We start from the raw sequence: 23,783 nt of genomic DNA, 5'->3' as shown, positions 1-23,783 counted from the left end.
TGCGGTCTTGGCGGGAGGAGAGTTCGTCGGGATTCTTCGCTTTGCTCAGAATGACGGTCTTTCGACCGTTGGAGCTTTGCTCAGTAGTGATGACCTTTGGCCGTTTGGATCTCATTGGTTGCAAAAGTCAGGGGCAGGACCGAAGTCCTGCCCCTGACTTTCTATCTCTACGCCTACTGGTTCTTGTTTCGGCGCTGCAAACCCTTTACGCGACGGATTCCACGATGGGACGGGTGGCGTTGGGGTCGGGGCGCTGGAGGGTTGGGATCTCTACCGGTGCTTTGGCTTCAACCTTGCGGCTGGTCTTGTGGTCGTAGTCGCAGGTGATGGGGTCTAGCGGCTCCTCTACCTTGACGCCTTTCTTCGGGCGGCGCTTCGGCAGGGCGTCGTGGTTGTGCGGGCAGACCTCGTGGATGTAGCCGTCCTGCTTGTTGGGCACTTCGATGAGATACGTTGAATTGCCCTTGGGGCATGGCTTGGCGATCAGCTTCTGGTTGCTGCTGAAGTCGCACTTGGGGTAGTTCGTGCAGCCGTAGAAGACGTTGCCCATCTTGGACTTGCGTTCGGCGATGGCGCCGCCACACTTGGGGCATGGCACGTCAAGCAGCACCTGCTTCACGTACTTGCACTTGGGGTAACCGGAGCAGGAGGTGAACTCGCCGTAGGCACCCTGGCGCTTGACCAGTTCCATGCCGCACTGCGGGCAGGGTTCGCCGGTGGGTTCCGGTGGTTTCTGCTGGACCTTCTGGTTGAGGCGGCGCACCGTCTTGCAGGGCGGGTCGGCGCTGTAGTCCGGGCAGGACATGAAGGGACCCCAGGGGCCGTTCTTCAGGATCATCTGCTTGCCGCAGTTTTCGCAGAACTCCTCTTCCTCGGTGTCGCCTGCTTCCATGGCGGCGAGATCGGGCTTGTCTGCGAAGTTTTCCTTGGTGAAGTCGCAGCTTACGGGGTCGATGAGGATGCTCTTGCCACGGGTGGCTGCCACCTTGAGTGCGGCGAGCAGTTCCTTGTCGTCGCGAACCTCCTCGCTGGAGGCCTCTGCGTCGTCCACCATGCCCTTGACGGTGACGGGATAGGTGAAGGCATCCTTTACGCGTGTCATGACCGCCTTGGCGTCTTTCTTGAAGGCGGAGACAGCAATGGTCTTCGGCTTGGTCTTGGTGAAGTTGCTACACGAATAGAAGGAGCCGAATTTGCCCCACTTGAGCACCAGCGGGGAGCCGCACTTCTCACAGAGCTCGTCTGTGGGGTGCTCCATCCGCTTGATGTCTTCCATCGACTTTTCGGCGACCTTGATTTCGTCGCTGAGATGGCCGTAGAAGCCGCCAAGCAGGTCGGTCCACTTTTCGTTGCCCGCTTCAATCTCGTCCAGCTCGTCTTCGAGCTTGCGGGTGTAGTCCATGTCGAAGATGTACGGGAAGTTCTTCACCAGCAGCGTGGTGACGACCATGCCGATTTCGGTGGGTACGAACTTGCGCGCGAGCTTCTTGACGTAGTCGCGGTCCTGGATGGTGTTGATGATGGACGCGTAGGTGCTGGGGCGGCCGATGCCGCGCTCTTCCAGTTCCTTGACCAGCGAGGCTTCGTTGAAGCGCGGCGGCGGCTCGGTGAACTTCTGCTCCGTCACGATGCCGGGGAGGTCCAGCGCGTCGCCCTGCTTCATGCCGGGGAGACTAACGCCTTCGTCAGAGTCTTCCTGCGCTGCCTTTGCCTCTGGAGTGCTGCTCTGGTTGGGGTTGTTGATGCGCAGGAAGCCATCAAACTTGAGCACCGAACCGGAGACGCGCACCTGGTAGTTGCGGTCGCCCTTACCGGCGATTTCGACCGTGGTCTGGTCGTAGACGGCGGGCGTCATCTGCGAGGCGACGAAGCGACTCCAGATGAGGTTGTAGAGGCGGAACTGCTCGTCGCTGAGGTATTTGCGGATGCTGTCCGGCGTGTACGCCACGTTGGTGGGGCGGATGGCTTCGTGGGCGTCCTGCGCGTCCTTCTTGCCCTTGAACTGGTTGGGCTTTTCGGGCAGGTAGTCCTTGCCGAGCGTCTTAATGTAGTCACGCGCCATGTCGATGGCGACGGGCGCGACGCGCGTGGAATCGGTACGCATGTAGGTGATGAGGCCGACCGTGCCCTCGTTACCGATCTCAATGCCTTCGTAGAGGCGCTGGGCAACACCCATCGTGCGCTTTACGTTGAAACCTAGGCGGTTGGAGGCCTGCTGCTGAAGCTGGCTGGTGGAAAACGGCGCAGGGGCGTAGCGGCGGCGTTCCTTCGCCTCCACGGACGCGACGGACCACCTGGCCTTCTCCATGCCTGCCTTGACCGTCGCGGCGGTTGCGCCGTCAGGCAGGGCGGGCGGGTTCACCGTGTCCACGCTGATCCTGGTGCCGTCGATGGCGTAAAGGCGGGCCAGGAACTCCTGCTTCTTGCCGGAGGGGGTCAGTTTCGCGTCGACGGGCCAGTATTCAACCGGGTTGAAGGCCTTGATTTCGTTTTCGCGGTCGACGATGAGGCGGAGCGCCACCGTCTGCACGCGTCCGGCGGAGAGGCCGCGGCGGACCTTGTCCCAGAGCAGCGGCGAAATCTCGTAGCCGACGAGACGATCCAGAACGCGGCGCGTCTGCTGCGCGAGCATCAGGTTCTGATCGACGTCGCGGGCACGCTTGAAGGCGTCGGTGACGGCCGCCTTGGTGATTTCGTTGAAGGTGACGCGCTGAATCTTGCCCGAGCTTTTGAGGGACGGCTTGAGCTGCCACTGAAGATGTGCCGCGATGGCCTCGCCTTCGCGGTCAGGATCGGGCGCCAGATAGACGGCATCCGCCTTGGCGGCGAGCTTCTTCAGGCGGTCAACGAGCTTTTCCTTGCCAGGCGAGATGATGAGCTTCGGCTCAAAGGTGCGCTTCTTTAATTCGACGCCAATGTCGTTCTTCGGCAGATCCATGATGTGGCCCAGCGAGGCCTCCACCGTGAAATCGTTGCCGAGATATTTGTTGATCGTCTTCGCCTTTGCCGGCGACTCCACGATCACGAGATTCTTTGCCATAACACTTCCTGAACTTCCCGGAGCGTACTTCGCGCTCCTTTGCAAAGGCCGAAACCGCCCGCCCGGCAGCCCTGCCCTTTCCAACGTCACTACTCAGTGTGAGAACCTAACATGCTTTTTGCCGAACGTCACGCAAGACCAACCTTCCCTTCGACTCTTACGAAGAGAAAAAGTCGCATGTTCCGATATTTGGGAGGAGTTTTCCACAGGGGTATTTTTCCCCTGGACGGCTCAAGCCACTTCACCGTTTCGAGGCTCTGACAAGCTCCCTGTAAACGCGGGAGACTCAGAACGTTCTCACGTAATTTTTGCCGGGGAGCTGGCGGACGCGGCCTGCGAGTTCGAGTTCGAAGATTGCCGTGAATATCTCCGGCGACTGCAACTTTCCTTCCAGGCGCTCGATGAGTTCGTCCAGTTGCAGGCTTTCGTCGACACGAAGCTGCTCGAAGACGACGCGTTCGACCGGCGGCAGTTCTCGCTCGTCAAATAAAGATGCAGTAACGGCCGCGTCGGATTCAGACTTGCCCTGGCGCTGCTCCAGCTTCTCTTCCAGGTACAGGCGGATTTGCGTGGGCAGATCCTCCCAGACATCTTCCCAGGTGGCGGTGAGGCGCGCGCCCTGCTTGATGAGGGTGTTGGGCGTCCAGGAGCCCTTGTTCGTTACGTTTCCGGGAACTGCGTAGACGTCGCGGTTCTGCTCCATGGCGCAGCGCGCGGTGATGCGGGTGCCGCTGTGTTCCGCCGCCTCGATGACGAGGACGCCGACGCTCATGCCGGACAGAATGCGGTTGCGCACGGGGAAATTCTGCGGCGCAGGGAAGGTGCCCAGCGGGTATTCCGACAGGATGCAGCCGCCGTACATGAGGATTTGTTCGGCAAGGCGCTTGTTCTCCTTGGGGTAGATGACGTCGATGCCGGTGCCCCAGACGGCAACGGTTTTGCCGCGGGCGTCCAGCGCGCCCTTGTGCGCTTCCGTGTCCACGCCGCGCGCCATGCCGCTGAGGATGACCATGCCCCGCGCTGCAAGTTCGCGGGAGAGCATCTGGGCCATGCCCGCACCGTAGACCGTGGGATGGCGCGTGCCAACGACGGCAATGCCGGGTTCGGCGAGGATACTGATGTCGCCGCGATACCAGAGGACGGCGGGTGGGTCGTAGATCTCGCGGAGACGATCCGGGTATTCCGGGCTGTCGTGGGTGAGGAAGCCGGCGTTCTGCTCTTCCAGATGTTTGATTTCGTCCAGCGCGGCGGCCTTGGCTTTGCCCTCAAAGACGAAACGCGCGGAGGCTGCGGGCATGTGGAGCGCTTCCAGCTCCGTAAGCGACATGGAAAGGATCGCGGCAGGCGATGGAGCCAGGGAGATGGCGCGGATGGTGCGCGTGGCGCCCATGCCCGGGGTAAGGACAAGCGCGAGCCAGGCCAGCCGATTCAGATCATGCTCTGCGCCTTCCAGATGAGGCACAGATTCTCCCACTTCAGTTGTTTCCAAAACCCAATGTCTCCGGTGCGATGGTTATACAACAGAGCTCCTGCGGAGATGAAATCGCGCAAACGATCCCCTCCCTCTCTCGGTCAGCAAGACGTCAGAAAGGCTTTACCTTATAGCCATCGAATTCCCTCACAATGTTGCGGTGCTTACCCAGCAACGGCTGGAGAGCCGCTAGTACATCGGTCATATGTTCCGGCCCGGCGTGAGGATTGCGGGTCGCTTCCAGGCCCACGGTGAATTCCAAGGGGCACAGTGCCGGCCCGGACTGCTTTCGCTTGCACGGCACCGCGGCCAGAACGCGGTGGAAGGGCACATACTGCACCACGACCTCCTGAACACCGGCAATCTCGGGTCGATCGACTTCCTGGCGCTTGTAGGTTTCGACAGCGTCGTCAACCCAGACGGCATAGATCCATGCATCGGGCTCGAATTCTTTGCCCCGACCAATGGGAAAAAGTGGAGAGAACTGCGGATGGTAGGTGAGAGCCACACCGGTGCTGGGAGCAATGTCGTACATGGCAGGATTGCCGGGGAAATCAAAATTGCGGTACTTCGGCATCTGCTCCATCCGGAGTTTCGCAAGCAGCGGCTCATAGATTTTTGCCCCATCGCTTCCCGGCGAAAATGGGTGCAGCATGGGCTTCTTCCAACTCTCCTGCGACGCTCCCCCGATGGGATTCATCACTGGCTTGATGTCTTTGCCAGTGGACTTTTTTACCGCTTTCACAGTTTCCTGAACAGTCTCCAGTAAGGCCGCTTCAAATTCACGGTTTGTGAAACCGCCCGGGAAGATTTCGCCGGGCGAACGTGTGTCGCAACGGAAACAAAGTCTGGAAATTCGGGTGGAAGGCGTTCTCAGGTACTCGTCGTCTACCTCGTCCTCATCTTCCATGTGAAATGCAACAGGAATGCTGGCCATGCCACCTCCGGGTGAGCTGCAGTATTTGTTTCCGCCACCTGGCGGGTGTCAGACAGGAAGACCGGAAGAGAAAGCTGTCAGTGAATGTTTTGTTTGTTCTGTGAAAACAGTTTGACTGTATCACCGGGGCGGCTTGCATCAGCCGCTGAAACGGATGCTCCCGGAAGAAGCGATTGCGCGAAAAGAATCCATTGACAGGCGATAGTCGAATGTCTACCCTCAGTACAAATTTGAGGGTAGACATTCGACTATGGCGAAAGAGACCACGCAACGATCGAGCCTGTTGCAGGGCACGCTGGACATGCTGATTCTGCGCACGCTGCTGTATGGCGCGGCGCATGGCCACCAGATTGGCAAGCACATTCAAGCCACCACGAATGACTTTCTGCAGATGCAGCATGGATCGCTGTATCCGGCGCTGCACCGCATGGAAAAGAAGGGCTGGATCTCTGCGAAGTGGGAGACCGCGCCCGACCGCAATCGCGAATTCAAGTATTACCGGCTGACCCCCGAAGGCAAGAAGCAGCTTGTGGTGGAAGAGTCGCAGTGGAAGCAGATGGCGGAAGCCGTAGCCCGTGTGATGTGGCCGGCGGCAGAGGAGTACTGACATGAAGTGGCCCACGAGCAAACGGAATGCCGACCTGGAGCGCGAACTTCAAGCAGACCTGGAACTGGAAGAAGAAGAACAGCGCGAGAGTGGGCTGAATGCCGATGAAGCGAAACACGCGGCGTTGCGCGCCTTTGGCAATCCCCTGCTGATCCGCGAGCAGACGCGTTCGACGTGGGGATGGGACTGGCTGGATTCGCTGTGGCGCAACGTTCGCTATGGTGCGCGGACGCTGCTGCGCACGCCGGGATTTGCGCTGGTTGCGATTGCAGTGATGACGCTGGGCATCAGCACGAATGTGGCGCTGTTTACCGTGGTTCGCAATGTTCTGCTGAAGCCGCTGCCGTTTCGCGAACCGGAACGACTCATCCAGTTATATGAGCAGTTGCAGAATGGAGCGCGTCCGTACAGCTATGTGGCAGGCGGCATGTATGCCGCATGGAAGAACAACACGCCCAGCGTGGAGCAGATGGGCATCTATGGCACGGACAGCAATAACCTCTCCGACGACGGCGGCCAGTTGCCGGAACGCATACGGTATGCACATGGATCGTGGGATCTGTTCACCACTCTTGGTGTGCAGCCGGAGTTAGGGCGTTTGTTTACGCGGGATGAAGACAAGCATGGTGTGCCGGGCACAGTGATGCTGACGCACAGTTTGTGGATGCGGCGGTATGGCGGCGACCGCAACATTATTGGCAAAACCATCCAGTTGAATACACAGCCTTACACCGTAGTGGGTGTGTTGCCCGCATGGTTTCTGTATCCGGATACGGAGACGCAGTTATGGGCGACGATTTATCACGAGCAAGATCCCAAGGCGATGCAAAGCCCCGAGATACACAACTACTTTGTGATCGCGCGGCTGAAGCCCGGCGCAACACTGGCGCAGGCGTTGAGCGAAGTGGATACGGTGACCAAGCGCGTTCACCAGAACAGTTCGTCACGCTTTGTAAGCAGCAACGCGAATGCGCGCAGCCTGCTGGAAGGTGTGGTGCATGATGCGAAGACGCAACTCTATGGTACTGTTTGGCGCAACGGGATGCGTGTTATTGATTGCGTGCCTGAATGTGGCAAACCTGCTGGTGGCGCGGTCTGCAGCGCGGCGCAAGGAGATTTCGATTCGCGCATCGCTGGGCGGCAGCCGTTGGCAGTTGCTGGCAGAGCAAGTGACAGAGAGCGTATTGCTGGCGCTGGCCGCAGGTGCGTTAGGTATTCCGCTGGCGTGGGCCGAGGTGCGGTGGCTTGTCGTGGCAAGGCCGGACATGGCACGCATCCACTCTGTGCAGATGGATGGCACGGTGATTTTGTTTGCCGCAGGCATTGTGATTTTGTGCGCTGTGCTGGCGGGCATTATCCCCAGCGTGACGTTGCTGCGCGGTCCGCTGCTGGAGAATCTGCAGGAAGCATCGCGCGGCAGCAGCAAAGGATTATCCGCAGCACGACTGCGGAAAGCGCTGCTGGTGACGGAAGTGGCTGTGACGATGGTGTTGCTGGTAAGCGCGGGATTGCTGTTGAAGAGTTATCGGCAGATGCGCTCCATTGACATTGGCTGCACGACGCAGAACGTACTGACCATGCGGGTGGGATTGCCGGATGTGAAGTACAAAACGGCGCAACAGGTGACAGCGTTTTATTCGCAGTTGATTGAACGGATCCGCGTGTTGCCGGGCGTGGCTGCGGCTGGATTGTCCACTGCTTTGCCAGGGCAGGGTTATGGTGGCGATACGCCTTTTTCGATTCCGGAGAATCCTTCGCTGGGAAAGATGCAGCATGTGGCAATGTTGCGCGGCGTAGACCCGGGCTATTTCAAATCGGTACAGATTCCACTGCGGCAGGGCCGCTTCTTTGAAGATCGTGAGCGGCTGCAGAACGCTCGCAGCGTGATTATCAGCGAGTCGTTTGCACGGCAGTATTTTCCAAATGGTGATGCGCTGGGCAAGCACATTCAAGCAATCAACTTTGGCGATTTTCCAGATGGGGGCTTTGAGATCGTCGGCGTCGCAGGCAACACGCTTTGGCATCTGGATGAACAGGAAGGATCCACAATGTACTTCCCGCTGTATTACGGCGGATGGAACAACGTAACCATTGCCGTGAGAGCAGACCACAACGTGGAAAGCCTTGCGCTGCCAGTGCAGAAACTGATTGCGCAAATGGACCCGGGCCTGCCTGTGGCAAACGTGCTGACCATGGAGCAATCGCTGGGCCTGGCGACGATGGATGCGAATGTAACGTCGATGCTGGTGTTGGCGTTTGCAGTGATCTCGCTGGTGCTGGCAGCAGTGGGCTTGTACGGCGTCTTATCCTATCTTGTAACGCAGCGAACCGGAGAGATTGGCATTCGGATGGCACTGGGCGCGCAGCGACAGGATGTGTTGCGGCAGATGTTGTTGGATGGCATTCGGCCTGCATTGCTGGGTGTGATTGTGGGACTGAGTGCCAGCGCGGTGTGCGTGCAGTGGATTCGATCCATGCTGTATGGCACAAAGCCACTTGATCCAGCGGTGTTTGCTTCGGTTACGGGATTGCTGCTGGTTGTGGCTGCGTTTGCATGCTTCCTGCCTGCATGGCATGCGGCGCGCATGGACCCGATGCAGGCACTGCGCAACGAGTAATCCCCTCTATGGCGAAGCATTCTTTTCCGATATGCTTCGCTGTGCTGGAGGAATGGATGACATGGCGGAATATCAAAGCCCGGACGACATGCGTTATGCCAAGAAGCTGATTGCAGGGGCACCGGCGGAGGCCGAGGCTTTCTTCAAACTGAAGGCAGTTACAGAACGCGGCGATGGCGTGATTCCGGCGAAGTATCGCGAATTGATCGCGCTTGCGGTGGCACTCACAACACAGTGCTCTTACTGCCTGGATTCACACACATGCAATGCCGCGAAGGCTGGTGCAACGCGTGAAGAGATTGCGGAAACCGTCTTCATGGCAGCGGCGCTGCGCGCGGGCGGAGCCGTGGGGCATGGGCTGTTGACGATGAAGCTATTCGAGGATGCGATGGGAAAGCTGGAGCAGGATCCAGCAGCACTGGACCGTGCTCCGTGGGAATAGCTAGATTTTTCCTGCGTCGCGCAACGCATGAATCTCTTCATCCGTGAAGACGCGGGAGCGTGTGTGGAACTGCAGGCCCCCTGGGCCTTCGAGTGAAAACGCGGCGCCGAATCCGGGCACCACGTCGATGATGATCTGCGTGTGTTTCCAATACTCAAACTGCTGCGGCGAGATGAAGAACTCCGCGCCGCCGATCTCGCCGACCTTCTTATCACGCGATCCGATGCGGAATTCGCCGACAGGAAAACACATGGGCGCACTGCCTTCGCAGCAGCCGCCGGATTGATAAAACATCACCGGGCCATGTTGCGCCTGGAGTTGGTCGATCAGCTCCAATGCCGCGGGTGTGGCGAGTACCTGATCTGGAATGGTTGCGGAATTCATGCTCTCCCTTCTACCTTCTCGTTGCAGAGAAGAATGCAGGGTCCCTTCGCTTTGCTCGAGGGCATGCTTGGACTGCGCTGCGCTTCGCTCAGGATGACGATTCAAGAGAGAAGCGCAGCGTTGCCGAAGTGATAGCCGGACTAGAACAGTCCCAGCGCCTTGGTGCTGTAGCTGATGAGCTGATTCTTCGTCTGCTGATAGTGGTTCAACATCATCAGATGGTTTTCGCGTCCGATACCGCTCTGCTTGTAGCCGCCGAAGGCTGCGTGTGCGGGATACATGTGGTAGCAGTTGGTCCAGACACGGCCTGCTTCAATGTTGCGACCAAAGCGATACGCGCGATTGATGTCGCGCGTCCACACGCCTGCACCCAAGCCGTAGAGCGTGTCATTCGCAATCTCAAGAGCTTCTTCATCGTTCTTGAAGGTCGTAACCGATAGCACCGGTCCGAAGATTTCCTCCTGGAAGATGCGCATCTTGTTGTTGCCCTTGAAGACTGTCGGCTGGATGTAGTAACCACCGGCAAGATCGCCTTCGAGCCTGGCTGCATTGCCGCCGACGAGAAGTTCCGCACCTTCCTTGCGACCGAGGTCGAGATACGACAGGATCTTTTCAAACTGCTGCTTCGATGCCTGTGCACCAACCTGCGTGGATGGATCGAACGGGTTGGCCTGCTTGATTGCTGCGACACGCTTGATGGCGCGCTCCATGAACTTGTCATAGATCTTTTCGTGGATGAGTGCGCGCGACGGGCAGGTGCAGACTTCGCCCTGGTTGAAGGCGAACAGCACCATGCCTTCAATGGCCTTGTCGATGTAATCCTCATCGGAATCCATCACATCTTCAAAGAAGATGTTGGGCGATTTGCCGCCGAGTTCCAGCGTGAGCGGGATAATGTTTTCGGATGCATACTGCATGATCATGCGGCCTGTGACCGTCGATCCGGTGAATGCGACCTTGTTGATGCGCGGGTTGCTGGCAAGTTCCTTGCCCACTTCGCGACCGAAGCCGTTCACCACGTTCAACACACCGGCAGGCAGGATGTCGCCGATGAGTTCCATCAGGATGAGGATGGATACGGGTGTCTGTTCCGCGGGTTTCAGCACAACACAGTTGCCTGCGGCGAGTGCCGGAGCCAGCTTCCATGCGGCCATGAGCAGCGGGAAGTTCCATGGAATGATCTGTCCAACGACGCCGAGCGGCTCGTGAAAGTGATACGCGACAGTATCGTGATCAATCTCAGAGATGCCGCCCTGCTGCGCGCGGATGGCGCCTGCAAAATAACGGAAGTGATCGGCGCTGAGCGGTACGTCCGCTCCGGTGGTTTCGCGAATGGGTTTGCCGTTGTCCCATGTCTCCGCGGCGGCAAGGAGGTCTGAATTTTCTTCAATGACCTGCGCGATGCGGATGAGCAGATTGGAGCGCTCAGTAACGGATGCCCTTCCCCATGCGGCCTTCGCTTTGTGCGCAGCATCGAGTGCCTTCTCTACATCCTTCGCGCCGGAACGCGGCACTTCGCACAGAACTTTGCCGGTGACCGGCGTGATGTTTTCAAAGTACTGACCTTCAACCGGCTCCACCCATGCGCCGCCAATGTAGTTACCGTAGCGCTTGCGGAATGGGACGGGGGTTGCGCCGGAATGCGTGGGGTCCAGGGTGACCTCTGCTGTTGCCATGTGCTGCTCCTTCAGAAGAGACGCGTCCAGGGCGTCTTCAGATGGTCTACATCCTGCTCCTTTCCACCGACATTTGCCAAGCCGGATTGCGCTTGCACTTGATAGTCGGATTCCGATATAGTCGGGGACCGACCATGGCACACGCTGAAAACGAATCCGTAACTCCTTTACCTGCTGCCACGCTCTACGTCCTGCTTGCGCTGGCGTCGGAGGACCGGCATGGCTACGGGATCATCCAGGAGGTGAGCCGCCTTTCCGCCGCCACCTATCGCGTAGGCTCCGGAACGCTTTATGACAATTTGAAGAAACTGCTGCATCAGGGGTGGGTGGAGGATTACGAGGAGCAGGAATCCGGCAGCGGCGAGACGCGAAGGATGTATCGCATCACAGACGAAGGTCGCCGTGTGCTGGGAGCCGATGTCAGCCGCATGAAGCGCATTGTGCGCGTGGCCAGTCGCATGTTGGCCGATGAAGGCGGTAGAGCATGACACGGCTTCGCTGCGCACGCGGGGTGTATCAGTTGCTGCTGGCGCTGCATCCTGCCGCGTTTCGCGAACGCTTTGCGCAGGAGATGCTGTGGGTATTTGACCAGACCGTTGGAGACACCGGAGTGTGTCATGCATTGGCCGACGGCACACTGTCCGTAATGAAGCAGTGGGCGGCAAACGATGTGAGTCCACGCGCCGCCGCAGACATGTTTGGAAGACTGCCCACGCAGTCTCTCAGCCCGCGGCTTCTGGCGCAGGTAACGATATTAGCCACACTGGTTGCCCTGGGATTCTTTAAGTTGCTGACGCAGTCTGTTCCGCTGCCTCGTCCACCAAAACACTTTGAAGTGCGGCGCGCAGGATGGGGTCTGTGTGATGCGAGAAAACGGCATCCGGAGCAGGTTGCTATTCCCTGCGAATGATCTTCATTCGCGATGAAGACGAGGTAGTTGCATGATGCTTTCGAGATTGTTTCTGCTCAGTTTTGTTTTCATGGTGCAAGAGACACCTGTGCCGCTGCTGCATCCTGCAACGCCGATGCCAAGCTTCTCCGTGGTGAGTGTGCGGCCCAGCAAGCCGGATGAAGAAGGTCCACGTGGCAGCGTGCGTGACGATAGCTATTACGCGGGCCACACCACGATGGATGTCGTGCTGGCGTATGCATTCGGCTTGGGTTTCGACCAGGAACTTTACGGTGGCCCTTCCTGGATGAAAAGCGAGCAGTTCGATATTCAAGGGAAGCTGGATGCAGATGCTGCACCTGCATTTCGCAAGATGAGTCGCGATGACCGCGAAGAACAGATGCGACTGATGGTGCAGACACTATTGAAGGAACGCTTTCACCTGACGTATCACTTTGAGACACGCGAGATGCCGGTATACCGTCTGCAGATTGCGAAGGGTGGATTCAAATGTCCGCGCGATACAACATCGCCGCCAGCGATTGCGGACCCATCACGGCCTCGGTTTCGTTTGCCTTCTATGCTCCCTCCTCCGCCACCGCCTCCGGGATATCACCCACCTTCGCCTGCGGAGATGGCGCGGATGCAGCAGTCCCTGCATCTGCGCACACGCGGCTGGCCCTTCTGGTTGTTGGCCGCGATGCTTAGTCATCAACCAGAGTTGAATGGCAAACCTGTGATTGATGACACCGGGCTGGATGGATCGTATGACTGCGAGATGGTATGGTCGCGCGAAGGCTCGGAAGGAACCAATCAATATCTTTTCGCTGCGATACAGGACCAGCTTGGGTTGAAGTTACTACCTTCACGCGGACAGGTTGAAGTGCTGGTGGTGGATAGCATGGATCATCCTTCGGAAAACTAAAACGCGCAACTTAATGCGCAGTGTATTCCTTGGGCGATGCGTTCAGTATTCGCTTGAACACCGTCGTAAATGCTGCGGGATTTTCATAGCCCAGATCCAGCGCGGTATTGGTTACGGATGTGCCTGCTGCCAGCTTTGGCAGCGCTGCAAGAACGCACGCCTGCTGTCGCCATGCCACGAAGCTAAGCCCTGTTTCTCGACGGAAGAGACGCGTGAAGGTGCGGCGGCTAAGATACAGCGATGTGGCCCAATCATCGATGTTGTCCTTCGCTGTGGGGTGTTGCAGGAACCTGCGGCATAGGCGCGCAAGATTTTTGTCCGTGGGCAGCGGCAGTGAAAGTGGCAGTTCCGGCAGCGTTCCAATTTCATATTGAATCAACTGCATCAACGCGCCGGAACGGCCTTCATGACTATAACGAACGGGGAGTGTTACGGCCTCGTCCATGAGACTGCGCATCAGTGGCGAAACATCCACCACCTGGCAGTGATCCGGCATGGGCACCAGCGTGCCGGGTTCAAAATAAAGACTCTGCATCTTCACCTCTCCTACAGCACGAAGTTCGTGACGTACGCCTGCGGGAATCCATAAGGCACGGCGTGCGGGAACAGCCCATGTGCCCTGCGAGGTGGATGCGATAACCATCCCGGTGAGCGGGCAGAACAACTGGCTGCGGCGATGGCGATGCGGACGAACACGATGCGAGGCAGGATAGGTTCCACCCAAAGCAAGCACAGGGCGAGTGCGATCGGAGAAGTATTTATCAATGTCGGTGCTGAAACGATGGCCCATTCGCATAGAAATTTGTCCCGGCTCAGGTGGTGGGCCTCTTAGTCAACATTGTATTGTCCAGAGATAAGCTTTTCGAGAAAGCAGATGATGCCATGAGCCAGAACTCAAAGGAATCCACCACTGCGTATCGCGTGTTAGGCGCGGCAAGCCTGTGCCACATGCTGAATGACATGTTGCAGTCACTTTTTGTTGCAGCGTATCCGCTATTCAAAGGAAACTTCAATCTTTCGTTTGGGCAGATCGGCACGTTGACGCTGGTGTTCCAGATCACCGCGTCGCTGTTGCAACCCTTTGTGGGTTTCTACACCGATCGCAAACCGAAGCCGTATTCCCTGCCCTTTGGCATGACCATCTCCATGAGCGGTCTACTGGTGCTGGCGTTTGCACAGAACTACGCGATGCTGCTGGTGGGCGGTGCCCTTCTGGGCATTGGTTCGTCCATCTTTCATCCGGAATCGTCGCGGCTGGCGCGGCTGGCATCGGGCGGCGCGCATGGCATGGCGCAGTCAGTCTTCCAGGTGGGTGGCAACTTTGGATCGTCGCTTGGGCCTTTGCTGATTGCGTTTGTCGTTCTGCCGCGTGGACAGAAGAGCATGGCGTGGTTCACGCTGGCGGCGCTGTTCGGCATCATTCTGCTGACGGGACTGGGCCACTGGTACAAGCTGCACGGACACGCGATCCAGAAGAAACATGCTGTGGCCACCACACTTACTTTGAGCCGCAACAAGGTTGGCGGTGCGCTTGCCGTGCTGGTGGTGCTGACGCTGTCAAAGTATTTCTATCTGGCCAGCATTACGAGTTACTACGTCTTCTACCTGATGCAGCATTTTCATCTGGTGCAGAAGGATGCGCAGTTCTACCTGTTCCTGTTCCTGGCTGCTGTGGCTGCGGGTACGGTCATTGGTGGACCAGTGGGTGACCGCATTGGAAGAAAGAAAGTCATCTGGATTTCGATTCTGGGTGTACTGCCGATGACGCTGCTGTTGCCATACGTAACGCTGCCGGTCACCGTTGTTCTAAGCGTTCTGATTGGATTGGTGCTGGCCTCCGCATTCTCCGCAATCCTGGTCTATGCGCAGGAGCTGATGCCCGGCCGCGTGGGCATGGTTTCAGGCTTGTTCTTCGGACTGGCGTTTGGATTGGGTGGATTGGGCGCGGCACTGCTGGGCAGGCTGGCCGATCATACGAGCATCGAATACGTGTACAAGGTTTGCTCGTTCCTGCCTGCGCTCGGATTGCTGACCGGGTTTCTTCCGGACACCAGTAAGAAGCACGATGCAGGATCGTCAGATGCCGAAGCGATTGCACTGATGAATACGGAAGAACAGTCTGCCTGAGGGCTGAACTTCGCTGCGGATGTTAGGACGCCACCTTGCAGATATATTGCTGCGAGGTGGCGTTCTTCTTTTGTGTCAGGGAGAGACGAATCCCAACGAATGCAGGAACGTTATGATCTGCGCGTTGGTTTCTGAGAGATAGGGCTCGTTGCGATAGAACGTGTGCACCTGGCCGGGGTAGATATGAAGCTCACAACGGACACCTGCAGCCTTTAATTTCTCCGCATAGTCACGCAACAGATCGGCATGGATCACTTCGTCGTTGCTGCCGCTCAGGATGAGCATTGGCGGGACGTCCTTGTTGATGTAACTCATGGGTGAGAGTTTCTGGTCGTTATGAAACATCGCGTTGGAGTAATGGATATCCAACGCGGGATTTAACAACACCAGGGCATCCGGCCGTGCGGAGATACTAACGTCGTCATGCGGGTCATTCCAACCGGGGCCGACTGCGGCATAAGCTGCGTTATAACCACCTGCGGAGCTGCCACCTGCTGCGATCTTGTTTGGATCAAGGCGAAGCTCGCCAGCATGTGCGCGAAGCCAGCGTATCGCGCTCTTTGTATCTTCCACGCAGATGCGCGGTTCTTCATGCGGGTTATGCGGCAACAGCCTGTACTGCAACAAAATCGCCACAGCACCGTGTTGGGCGATCACCTTTGCTTGCGCGTTATGCACCCCTGCAGCGCCATTGGCCCAGCCGCCACCATGTACCAGCAACACAGCAGGACGCTTCGCAGCATAGTCCTGCGCGCCAAAGTCTTTCGGCTCAACAATCCACATGCCAAGGTCGCGGCCATCGACAGTTTTGTACGTGACACGATGGCCAATGGGCGGATCCCAGGTCTGCGCGGATGCAGACAAAGTCAGGACACAAAGCAAAACAATGGCACACCAGCGAATCATGCGGTTCTCCGGAATTACAAAGGAAGACATAAGTGTATTTGTTGCGACAGTTAATAACGGAAGTCCGAGCATAACGAATGATAGGCGCGTTGATCAGGACTGATGTCACTATCTGCCAATCTTCTCGTGATGAGTGTATTGGCCTGTTCTCGCCATTTTGAGTCTTCTCTGCCCATAGGTTAGTGCCGCCTCCCGCCGAATGCGTCCTTCATATCGACCACTTGTTTGCACACATGCAGCGTCTTAATACATACGAAGCAAAGACGAACGTCATGACAAGAATTGGGTCAAATTTATCCCAGGTACTGCCACCGCCATTCAGTTGTGAATAGAATGCGAGTAAAAGCGTGAACGCGCAGCCAGCATAAATCCACTCAGTCAATCGAGGGACATTTGGAATCAGAAGACCCACGCCACCAAGGATGTGCGTTACGCCGATCAAAGGGATGATATAGATCGGGTATCCGAGTTGCTGGTTGGCAATCCTCCATTCGACCGGATCGTGAATGAGATATAACCTTCCGAAATACATCCACATGAAGGCGACAACGACGGTTGTTACCATTGCGGCGATTTGAATTGCTCGGCCTGCCCACACCGATTTACCTATTGCCTGTTCAGTTTTCATCGTAAGAAGATCCTTTTCTTGCGGTCCTGATGGGATAGCCTTTCGTTTGCGCGGACCGGACGATCAGCCGTCCGGTTCCGCCCCGTTGCACCCAAACAAGACCTTTCATGTTTAAGCCCAGTCTTTTTTGACATTGGCGTCACAGTTTCCAAACTTGCTGGGACTTATGCGTTGACGGCATTATGCGCAGCCGCAAATACATCGCGTGCGGAGGTCTTACCCGCTACGTGCTCTGTACCCGTGACTCCAAGGTCCATCCATCCCTCATTAATGCTTTCAAACATTTCTTCAGCAGACCCGGTGTGGCCCTTCGGGACGCCGAACTGTTGGAACGCCTCCGCCCAACCTGCACGCGGGACTGCAAAGGCTTTTACGTCGAGTGTCAAGACTTCGCCCAATTGTGCGGCCACTTCATCTGCGCTTACCATCGAACCGAACTCGATGACGCGATGCCCTGACCACGCTGGCCCAGTGAGAAGCTTTGCCACTTCTGCTCCGATGTCGTCCGTTGCGACCATTGTCGATTTCCGGTTTGTAGGACTGTAGAAGACCGGTAGTGTTCCGCCCTGGGCGGCCTGTAAGCCGTAGAGGAAATTCTCGAAGAAGCCGCCTGCGCGCACAAATGCAACAGGTGAGAGCAAGCTGCGAAAACCTTGCTCCAGGAGTGATAAGGCTGTGATCATTCCCAGCCCGCTTGTTCTATTTGCGCCCATCGACGAGAGTGCTACCACCCGTGGAGGCGCTATCTTGGTCAGTGCTTCGACATAGCTCGCAATCACGCTCTTTGCTTCTCTGTAATCAGGCGTGGGTGCCCATACGGCCGGCAACATAACAAACGCACCCTCGACATTACTGAGCGCCGCGATTATGGCCGTCGAATTGTTCCAGTCTCCCTCGATCAACTCCACGCCCCGGTCTGCCCACTGCGCGGCCCTCTCACGATCACGCACAAGTGCCCGCACTTTTTTGCCTTGCTTCAGCAGGTGCCGCGCAGTGGCACCCCCAACTTTGCCAGTGATGCCCATGACTAAATACATGCTGGTTTTCCCCTTTGCCTTGTATGTGGCCGCCTGTCCAAATGTGCGACCTGACGATTAGAGGTAAATGCTAACCATTGGTTGCAAATTGATCTATGGTTACGAACCGGCGGTTATAAATAAACAATCGGTCGTCAAAATCATCAGAAGAGACTAAGCTGTTCAGGTGACGTCCACATCACCAAGTCGCCGGGTAGAGCGTAAGGAGAAGTTGCGGGGCGAAATTCTTGCAGCGGCCAGCAAAATGTTTGCCGATCGCGGCTACGAAGCTGTAACGCTTCGCGAGATTGCGAAAGAGATCGGCTATACGCACGCCGTGATTTATCAGCACTTTCCCGACAAATGGCACATCCTTGCCGAGTTGAGCAGGGAGACGATCGAGTTGATGATTCAGAACTTCGACGCGATTGCCGCTAAACATCTGTCACCCGAAGAGCGCCTTTTTGCGACCTCACGCGGCTTGATTCAGTTCTGTACGGCCCATCCGCAGCAGTTCCGTAATGTCTTCTTTGGGCCGGAGAACCGTAATGGCACCCGCGCTGGACAATATATCGACGACATTGGCGCGCCGTTGTTCCAACGGTTCGTACAGCTCTTTTTCGATGTGGCCCGGGATGAAGGATTGCCGAATAGGGATGACGTGGTGATAGCCCACACCTGGTGGTTTGCGATCTTTGGCCTCGCCACACTCATGGTCATCCAGGGGGTTGTGCCCGGCTTGACGGACCAGACTCTCGTAGTCGAACAAACAATTGCCACGCTTTGGGCAGGTGTTCAGGCCGTTCCGCGGTTGCCCAAGAGCGCAATTGCGAAGCGATCCGGCGGATCCCGCGCTTCAAAGCGATAACAGCGTCGGTCTACTTAGGTGTCGTTGAAGGTAAAGATCACGACTCCCGACGACTTCTCGCTACCTGGTTTGCCTGGTCTAAACCCAATGCGAATGCGGCATTTCCTGTTAAATGCCTGCCTGGCTGGGAGAGCTCGCTTCACGGAAAAATCACACTCTTCACAATGAAATAGTCTCGATAGCTCGGCTTATCGCCGCCTGCTCGATTGCCGGAAAAATGAGAGGGACGCTTTCGCGTCCCTCTTGGTATGTGGCTTTGATCCAAACTACTTCGTCAGCGGTTCTGTCCAGGGCTTGACTTCGCGGGCCCAGATGTTGCGGAAGCTGATGGGTTCGCTCTTGTCGCCGTGGGCCTGCAGCTTGATGGGCGCTGTGTCGTACGCCTTGTAAACGGGCTGGCCTACGTAGGCGGTTTCGCCCTTCAGCTCGAAGTGGTTCTCCACCAGAACGCCGTTCAGGAAGACTGTGACGTAGGCCGGGGTCTTCAGACTGCCGTCGGCGTTGAAGCGCGGAGCAGTCCAGACCACGTCATAGCTGGACCATTCGCCGGGCTTGCGGGCGGCATTGGCCAGCGGCACAGCCTGCTTGTAAACACTGCCGAGCATGCCGTTGGTGTAGGTGGGGTTGTTGTAGCTGTCCATGATCTGGACTTCGTAGCCTGCGTCGCCCTTGCCGGTGGAGGCCAGGAAAAGTCCGCTGTTGCCACGGCCCTGCCCCTCGCCGGTGATGCTGGCGGGAATCTTCCACTCCAGGTGGAGCTGGTAGTCCTTGAAGCGGTGCTTCGTTTCGATGTTGCCGACGCCACCCTTCTTCACGGTCATGACGCCGTCATGCACGTCCCAGTCGGCGGGGGTGGTGCTGTCCTTGGCGGCGACCCACTGCTGGGTGTCCTTGCCGTCGAAAAGCACGATGGCGTCCGAGGGCGGCTGGCCGACGGTGGCTGCCGGGGTCACGACGGGCGGAACCGGGTGATAAAACTCAGTATCTTCGTGGGACGGCTTGGGAGCAGCCGTCTGGGCCGTGGCGCTGACGGCCAGAAGAGACGAGGCAGCAAGGATACTCAGAGCGAAAAAGCGTGCGGGCATCATGGTGCAGCGAAGAATATCGCATCTGGAGCGCCAGAGACAGCCACCCAGGCAAAAATGGCGTCCTTACAGCTTTCCCCCCACCAGACCACAACTATATAAAGATGTTGGCGGACTTCTGCTGCCAGGCGGTTGGGTTCTTCGTCTTACAGGAAGAAAGGTTCGGATCACCAGGATGCCCGAACGTTTCCTCAACTCTGATTTACACTGAACCGTAGATATTTCCGGGTCTTTTTCCGTCCCAGGTACAGACCGCAACGCCACTATGCATCAGGCGCTGCGGGGAGGTTTTCTTTGCGTCGTCGTTTCCTCTCGTTGTTCATCCTGTTGTTCTTCGCTTTGCCTGTCGGTATTTCGCTTTCCGGCTGCGCCAAGGGAACCAGCTCCGCTTATTGCAGCGGCACTATTGGGCCTCGGGTCGGCGATCCGCAGACCATCACCCTGAATCCGACCGTTGGCGGCCTCAGCATGAGCTACGGTCAGACGCAGAACGTGACCACGCCCACTGCTGTGGACTGCAAGAACAACACGGTGAGCATCTCGAAGTACACCTATTCCACGGTGGACCCGAATAACGCCTCCAACATTCCTGTGGCGGACGTAAACCCGACCACCGGCCAGCTTTGCGCCGGAACATGGAACCGCAACAACCCGGGCGGCGTCGCGGACTATACCTATTGCACCTCGTCGGGCAAGTCCGGCGTGGCTGAATTGACTGCTTCCGGCGGCGGCGCGAACAGCAACAAGGTTCTGGTTTACGTCCACCCGCTGATCACAGCCATTACGCTGGGAACGGCATCGACCGACTGTACGAATGACCCTGCGACCAATTGCGCGCAGTACACCGCCTCCGCTGTGACCACGGCCGCTCCGTATGTCCCGAATACGTGCATTTCGTTCGGCCAAAGCGCCCAGCTTGTGGCGCGTTTCTTTGCGGGATCGCAGAACATCACCTATACCGCAGGCCATGCAACCTTCACGGCGCAGACCAGCGGCCTGCTGACCTTTGAAGACACCAGCGGTGTCGCCACCGCACTGGCCCCCGGAACGACGATTGTGACTGCAAACATTGCGCAGTCCACCTCCACCGCCGGTCTGATGTCTGTTTGCCCGCCGAAGAGCATCACCATCAGCACCGCCAATGCGACGAACGGCAACGTCGTCATCAATCCGAACACCACCGAACCCCTCACCGCTGTGGTGAAGGACGTGAACGGTGTTACGCTGACGGGCCTGACCCTGACGGTGACCTCAACCAACCCGGTTGCCGTTCCGGCATCGTCTTCGTCGATTGCGCCGGTCTTCCCCGGCGTTGCAGCCATTAACGCGTTCTGCCTGCCGCCGAGCTGCAACCCTGCTCCCTATGGCAACGTGGGTCTGCTGGGCACCGGTAAGCCGGTAGCCTCAAACACCATTACGTCCACCACGCCGGGCAGCAACAGTACCCGCCTTTGGGTGGGCAGCACGGATTCGCAGTACCTGGTGCCGATCGACCTCACGACCAGTGTGATCCCCTCGCCCATCAAACTGCCCTATACGCCGACTTCCATGATCATGGCCCAGAACGGCCAGACGATCTTTATGGGATCGACCGAAGCCCTGATGACGTTCGGAACCGCGAACAACACCCTGCTGGCCTCGTACCCCAGCATCCAGGGTTCGCTTCTGACGGTGTCACCGGATAGCGCAACGGCCGTGATCTCCGATAGCAGCCGCAAGGTCATCACCATCTTCAATACGTCCACGCCAGCGATTGTCAGCACCTACAATGGTGTGGCAACACGTGCGGCCTATACGCCGGATGGTTCCACGCTGTACGTTCTGACCACGGACAACCACCTGCTGGTGTACTCCACCTTCACCAGCTGGCAGAACTATGACCTGTCCGCGGGCGGCGCCACAGATGTGGCAATTGCCATTCCCTCGGTGGGCGCTTTCGTCACCGGCAATACTGCCGTAAATGCACGTTCCTACTGTGCGAACAGCACTGGTGTCTCCACCGTCTTCTATCCGCAGGCAGGGAACCTGACCGTCGCTGCCGCCGTAAATGATCGCGCCGTGACAACCAATGATGGCAAGCACCTGCTGGACCTGCGCCTGCCAACTTCGGGTGGCACGCCCATCATGAACGACATCACTTTCCCGACCTCTACGGCGAACGATGGCGCGAACGGTACGCGTACTTTCAGCGGCGTATTACCGACAGGCGACTGCCCTGAGTCCGGTGCTGCGCCAGTATTTGGCATGGCAGCGAACACCACGGTTTCGACCAGCGTAAATGCGACGTCCATCACGGGCGTGTATGCCACCACGGATGCAACGCAGGCCTTTGCCACCTACCTGCCGATCAGCGGCTCGCCTTCCACGGGTGCCACGCTGCCCGTCTACGCGACCTCAACCTCGGGTGCGAACGCGGGCAAGGTCACCCCAGTCACGCTGACCAACGGAGCGACCGCACCGGTAACGGGCGTGTTCTCATCGGATAACAAGTTCTTCTTCGCAGGCACGTCCGGCGACAACCAGGTGCACCAGATCACACGTTCCACGCTGACGGACACCACCCAGTTGAATCCGAAACTGCCCAGCCTGACGACGACCGGCGGTACCGCGGTTCCGAACCTGCTGGTACAGTACCCGCGTTCTGTCACCAACAATTAACCAGAGACAATGCCAAAGAGAAAGGCCGCCAGCAATGGCGGCCTTTCTCTTGGTCTATCGCATGGAACTCAGAGACACCTACAGCTACATCAGGAGAACCGCTTCTCCATCACCGAACGCGAGATCGCGTCCAGCACTCCGTTGAGAAATGTAATGCTCTCCGGGGCGGCATATTTGCGGCCAATCTCGAGCGCTTCGTTAATGACGATGGGATGCGGCGTTCCGTTGAATGCGATCATCTCCGCCACGGCTGTGCGCAGCAGGTTGCGGTCCACAACGGCCATGCGATGCACGCGCCAGTTCTGCGAATGCTTATCGATCAGCTCGTCGATCTCAGTGCTGCGTTCCACCGCAACGCGGAACAGGTCTTCCGCAAAGCTCTGCGTCTCCAGGTCCACGGTAGCGTTGCCCTCATCATCCTGACGGCTCTTCCAGAAGACGCGGCGCACTTCCGCTGCGGTCTGCTTGCCCAGGTCCGATTGATACAGCATCTGCATGGCAAGTTCGCGAGATTTTCTACGTTGTCCCATTACTTCACAAATCCTTCCGAGGCGCGGTCGACATCGGCCTGCGCATTCTTTCCAGCGGTGACGCCGCTGCCTTCGTGTTCTCCGGCAGCCGCATGACCAATCTTGCGGGCGATGCTGACCATCTCAATGGCCGCAATCGCCGCTTCAAATCCCTTGTTGCCTGCTTTAATGCCGGCGCGGTTCAGCGCCTGCTCCAGCGTTTCGCAGGTAAGCACGCCAAATGCATGTGGCAATCCGGTGTCCTGCTGCGATTGACCGATGCCGCGCGCGGCTTCGTTGTAAATCGCCTCGTAATGCGCCGTTTCACCGCGCAGCAGGCAGCCCAGCGTGATGATGGCGTCAAACCTGCGCTTGCCGCTGTCGTCACGAAGATCCGCCAACATACGTGCGGCAGAGGGAATCTCCCATGCGCCGGGAACGCGGACAATCTGCACGTCTGTCAGCTTGCCGCCGCTGCGTGTAATCGCATCCAGCGATCCCTGCAGCAGACGGTCTGTGATGACGGCATTCCAGCGCGCGACGACAATGCCAAACTTCATGCCAGCAGCGGACAGGTCGCCCTCTACAGCGATGGGCCGTCCGGCAAGAACGTCTTCGCGCTCCCAGAAACCGAAGACCACGTCATCGCCAAGATGAACCGTGAACAGGCGCGATTTCCAGTAGGTTTCCGAAATGCCGGAGAGGCGTCCGCTGATCTCTTCCGTGCGCAATTCTGTGCTGAGCCAGCGCTTTACAATGCCATGCACAAGGTCGAGCTGCGTGCATTCAATCAGCAACTCCGGCACCGTGGGCAGGCGCCCGGTGACAAACTCAGCGTTGCCGAGAGGCGCAAGGAAGCTGACGCCGCGGCCTGTGCCGTCGTCCCATCCCTTGCCCGGCTCGAAGCCAAGCTCCGAAAAAAGCGCGCTGAGCCGTTCCCACGCCGACGACGAACCTACCGGCTTTACTACGGTCAAACCCTTGATCATTCTTTGAT

The 23,783-nt window shown here is 57.8% G+C and carries 21 protein-coding genes and 2 pseudogenes; 11 read left to right on the top strand and 12 right to left on the bottom strand.

Going from position 1 to position 23,783, the window contains the following annotated elements:
• Positions 1-205 precede the first annotated feature (205 nt).
• The 3 genes from topA to AB6729_RS15870 form a co-directional block, all read right to left on the bottom strand.
• Positions 206-3,040 carry a type I DNA topoisomerase gene (topA, locus tag AB6729_RS15880; RefSeq protein ID WP_371082604.1) on the bottom strand — a complete coding sequence of 945 codons (2,835 nt, stop codon included), beginning with the start codon at positions 3,038-3,040 and terminating at the stop codon, positions 206-208.
• Between the two features lie 286 nt (positions 3,041-3,326).
• Positions 3,327-4,430 (bottom strand): DNA-processing protein DprA, encoded by a 1,104-nt coding sequence (gene dprA / locus AB6729_RS15875; RefSeq protein ID WP_371082635.1) that lies wholly within the window; start codon positions 4,428-4,430, stop codon positions 3,327-3,329.
• Positions 4,431-4,623: 193 nt separating this feature from the next.
• Entirely contained in the window at positions 4,624-5,448 is an 825-nt protein-coding gene (locus AB6729_RS15870) for a hypothetical protein (protein ID WP_371082603.1), read from the bottom strand.
• A gap of 250 nt (positions 5,449-5,698) precedes the next feature.
• On the opposite strand from AB6729_RS15870, the gene AB6729_RS15865 reads away from it, so the two are divergent.
• The 5 genes and pseudogenes from AB6729_RS15865 (at position 5,699) to AB6729_RS15845 (ending at position 9,115) form a co-directional block, all read left to right on the top strand.
• Positions 5,699-6,055, top strand: a complete 357-nt coding sequence (locus AB6729_RS15865) for a PadR family transcriptional regulator (protein ID WP_371082602.1) — start codon at positions 5,699-5,701, stop codon at positions 6,053-6,055.
• Between the two features lies 1 nt (position 6,056).
• Positions 6,057-6,908 (top strand): annotated as a pseudogene (locus AB6729_RS15860) (ABC transporter permease); the annotation flags it as partial.
• A gap of 115 nt (positions 6,909-7,023) precedes the next feature.
• Positions 7,024-7,377: pseudogene (locus AB6729_RS15855) on the top strand (FtsX-like permease family protein); the annotation flags it as partial.
• Positions 7,378-7,518: 141 nt separating this feature from the next.
• Positions 7,519-8,673 (top strand): FtsX-like permease family protein, encoded by a 1,155-nt coding sequence (locus AB6729_RS15850; protein ID WP_371082634.1) that lies wholly within the window; start codon positions 7,519-7,521, stop codon positions 8,671-8,673.
• Between the two features lie 61 nt (positions 8,674-8,734).
• Entirely contained in the window at positions 8,735-9,115 is a 381-nt protein-coding gene (locus AB6729_RS15845; RefSeq protein ID WP_371082601.1) for a carboxymuconolactone decarboxylase family protein, read from the top strand.
• Here AB6729_RS15845 and AB6729_RS15840 read toward each other — a convergent pair whose 3' ends face one another.
• Both AB6729_RS15840 and AB6729_RS15835 read right to left on the bottom strand, forming a co-directional pair.
• Positions 9,116-9,499 carry a DUF779 domain-containing protein gene (locus tag AB6729_RS15840; RefSeq protein WP_371082600.1) on the bottom strand — a complete coding sequence of 128 codons (384 nt, stop codon included), beginning with the start codon at positions 9,497-9,499 and terminating at the stop codon, positions 9,116-9,118.
• A 140-nt stretch (positions 9,500-9,639) separates the two neighbouring features.
• Positions 9,640-11,175 carry an aldehyde dehydrogenase family protein gene (locus AB6729_RS15835; protein ID WP_371082599.1) on the bottom strand — a complete coding sequence of 512 codons (1,536 nt, stop codon included), beginning with the start codon at positions 11,173-11,175 and terminating at the stop codon, positions 9,640-9,642.
• A 134-nt stretch (positions 11,176-11,309) separates the two neighbouring features.
• Here AB6729_RS15835 and AB6729_RS15830 point away from each other — a divergent pair, with 134 nt between their 5' ends.
• From AB6729_RS15830 to AB6729_RS15820, 3 genes are read left to right on the top strand one after another with little or no spacing between them, the layout of a single operon-like run.
• Positions 11,310-11,663 carry a PadR family transcriptional regulator gene (locus AB6729_RS15830; protein WP_371082598.1) on the top strand — a complete coding sequence of 118 codons (354 nt, stop codon included), beginning with the start codon at positions 11,310-11,312 and terminating at the stop codon, positions 11,661-11,663.
• Complete coding sequence (locus AB6729_RS15825) at positions 11,660-12,085, top strand: hypothetical protein (protein ID WP_371082597.1); 426 nt, start codon at positions 11,660-11,662, stop codon at positions 12,083-12,085. The genes AB6729_RS15830 and AB6729_RS15825 overlap by 4 nt, the downstream gene beginning before the upstream one ends.
• A 31-nt stretch (positions 12,086-12,116) precedes the next feature.
• Complete coding sequence (locus tag AB6729_RS15820; protein ID WP_371082596.1) at positions 12,117-12,989, top strand: TIGR03435 family protein; 873 nt, start codon at positions 12,117-12,119, stop codon at positions 12,987-12,989.
• Positions 12,990-12,999: 10 nt separating this feature from the next.
• On the opposite strand, the gene AB6729_RS15815 is transcribed toward AB6729_RS15820, so the two are convergent.
• Positions 13,000-13,785, bottom strand: coding sequence for a helix-turn-helix domain-containing protein (locus AB6729_RS15815; RefSeq protein ID WP_371082595.1), 786 nt, complete (start codon positions 13,783-13,785; stop codon positions 13,000-13,002).
• 86 nt (positions 13,786-13,871) lie between these two features.
• Here AB6729_RS15815 and AB6729_RS15810 point away from each other — a divergent pair, with 86 nt between their 5' ends.
• Positions 13,872-15,116 carry an MFS transporter gene (locus tag AB6729_RS15810; RefSeq protein WP_371082594.1) on the top strand — a complete coding sequence of 415 codons (1,245 nt, stop codon included), beginning with the start codon at positions 13,872-13,874 and terminating at the stop codon, positions 15,114-15,116.
• A 75-nt stretch (positions 15,117-15,191) separates the two neighbouring features.
• Here AB6729_RS15810 and AB6729_RS15805 read toward each other — a convergent pair whose 3' ends face one another.
• From AB6729_RS15805 to AB6729_RS15795, 3 genes are all read right to left on the bottom strand, one after another.
• On the bottom strand, positions 15,192-16,022 hold the full coding sequence (locus tag AB6729_RS15805; protein ID WP_371082593.1) for an alpha/beta hydrolase: 831 nt from the start codon (positions 16,020-16,022) through the stop codon (positions 15,192-15,194).
• Between the two features lie 208 nt (positions 16,023-16,230).
• Entirely contained in the window at positions 16,231-16,650 is a 420-nt protein-coding gene (locus tag AB6729_RS15800; RefSeq protein WP_371082592.1) for a DoxX family protein, read from the bottom strand.
• 164 nt (positions 16,651-16,814) lie between these two features.
• Entirely contained in the window at positions 16,815-17,675 is an 861-nt protein-coding gene (locus tag AB6729_RS15795; protein ID WP_371082591.1) for an NmrA family NAD(P)-binding protein, read from the bottom strand.
• A gap of 223 nt (positions 17,676-17,898) precedes the next feature.
• Here AB6729_RS15795 and AB6729_RS15790 point away from each other — a divergent pair, with 223 nt between their 5' ends.
• Entirely contained in the window at positions 17,899-18,534 is a 636-nt protein-coding gene (locus tag AB6729_RS15790; protein ID WP_371082590.1) for a TetR/AcrR family transcriptional regulator, read from the top strand.
• A 266-nt stretch (positions 18,535-18,800) separates the two neighbouring features.
• On the opposite strand, the gene AB6729_RS15785 is transcribed toward AB6729_RS15790, so the two are convergent.
• Positions 18,801-19,622, bottom strand: coding sequence for a DUF1080 domain-containing protein (locus tag AB6729_RS15785; protein ID WP_371082589.1), 822 nt, complete (start codon positions 19,620-19,622; stop codon positions 18,801-18,803).
• 291 nt (positions 19,623-19,913) lie between these two features.
• Between AB6729_RS15785 and AB6729_RS15780 the strand changes: the two genes are divergently transcribed.
• A complete protein-coding gene (locus AB6729_RS15780) occupies positions 19,914-22,277 on the top strand; it encodes a YncE family protein (RefSeq protein WP_371082588.1) in 2,364 nt (787 codons plus the stop codon).
• Positions 22,278-22,366: 89 nt separating this feature from the next.
• Here the strand turns inward: AB6729_RS15780 and nusB are convergent, their stop codons facing one another.
• Both nusB and ribH read right to left on the bottom strand, forming a co-directional pair.
• Positions 22,367-22,807: a transcription antitermination factor NusB gene (gene nusB / locus AB6729_RS15775; protein ID WP_371082587.1), complete on the bottom strand. Its 441-nt coding sequence runs from the start codon at positions 22,805-22,807 to the stop codon at positions 22,367-22,369.
• On the bottom strand, positions 22,807-23,775 hold the full coding sequence (gene ribH / locus AB6729_RS15770; RefSeq protein WP_371082586.1) for a 6,7-dimethyl-8-ribityllumazine synthase: 969 nt from the start codon (positions 23,773-23,775) through the stop codon (positions 22,807-22,809). The genes nusB and ribH overlap by 1 nt, the downstream gene beginning before the upstream one ends.
• Between the last annotated feature and the right edge of the window lie 8 nt (positions 23,776-23,783).

The sequence above is a fragment of the Terriglobus sp. RCC_193 genome (genome assembly GCF_041355105.1).
Classification (GTDB): domain Bacteria; phylum Acidobacteriota; class Terriglobia; order Terriglobales; family Acidobacteriaceae; genus Terriglobus.
Note: the sequence above shows the minus strand (reverse complement) of the source record. Positions and strands in the feature narration are given on the sequence as shown.

Coding starts and splice junctions, on each gene's coding strand:
- AB6729_RS15820 (WP_371082596.1), top strand. CDS start 12,117: ATGATGCTTTCGAGATTGTTTCTGCTCAGTTTTGTTTTCATGGTGCAA.
- AB6729_RS15840 (WP_371082600.1), bottom strand. CDS start 9,499: ATGAATTCCGCAACCATTCCAGATCAGGTACTCGCCACACCCGCGGCA.
- AB6729_RS15825 (WP_371082597.1), top strand. CDS start 11,660: ATGACACGGCTTCGCTGCGCACGCGGGGTGTATCAGTTGCTGCTGGCG.
- AB6729_RS15800 (WP_371082592.1), bottom strand. CDS start 16,650: ATGAAAACTGAACAGGCAATAGGTAAATCGGTGTGGGCAGGCCGAGCA.
- AB6729_RS15815 (WP_371082595.1), bottom strand. CDS start 13,785: ATGCGAATGGGCCATCGTTTCAGCACCGACATTGATAAATACTTCTCC.
- AB6729_RS15845 (WP_371082601.1), top strand. CDS start 8,735: ATGGCGGAATATCAAAGCCCGGACGACATGCGTTATGCCAAGAAGCTG.
- AB6729_RS15795 (WP_371082591.1), bottom strand. CDS start 17,675: ATGGGCATCACTGGCAAAGTTGGGGGTGCCACTGCGCGGCACCTGCTG.
- nusB (WP_371082587.1), bottom strand. CDS start 22,807: ATGGGACAACGTAGAAAATCTCGCGAACTTGCCATGCAGATGCTGTAT.
- dprA (WP_371082635.1), bottom strand. CDS start 4,430: ATGGGCGCCACGCGCACCATCCGCGCCATCTCCCTGGCTCCATCGCCT.
- topA (WP_371082604.1), bottom strand. CDS start 3,040: ATGGCAAAGAATCTCGTGATCGTGGAGTCGCCGGCAAAGGCGAAGACG.
- AB6729_RS15805 (WP_371082593.1), bottom strand. CDS start 16,022: ATGATTCGCTGGTGTGCCATTGTTTTGCTTTGTGTCCTGACTTTGTCT.
- AB6729_RS15785 (WP_371082589.1), bottom strand. CDS start 19,622: ATGATGCCCGCACGCTTTTTCGCTCTGAGTATCCTTGCTGCCTCGTCT.
- AB6729_RS15810 (WP_371082594.1), top strand. CDS start 13,872: ATGAGCCAGAACTCAAAGGAATCCACCACTGCGTATCGCGTGTTAGGC.
- ribH (WP_371082586.1), bottom strand. CDS start 23,775: ATGATCAAGGGTTTGACCGTAGTAAAGCCGGTAGGTTCGTCGTCGGCG.
- AB6729_RS15830 (WP_371082598.1), top strand. CDS start 11,310: ATGGCACACGCTGAAAACGAATCCGTAACTCCTTTACCTGCTGCCACG.
- AB6729_RS15835 (WP_371082599.1), bottom strand. CDS start 11,175: ATGGCAACAGCAGAGGTCACCCTGGACCCCACGCATTCCGGCGCAACC.
- AB6729_RS15865 (WP_371082602.1), top strand. CDS start 5,699: ATGGCGAAAGAGACCACGCAACGATCGAGCCTGTTGCAGGGCACGCTG.
- AB6729_RS15870 (WP_371082603.1), bottom strand. CDS start 5,448: ATGGCCAGCATTCCTGTTGCATTTCACATGGAAGATGAGGACGAGGTA.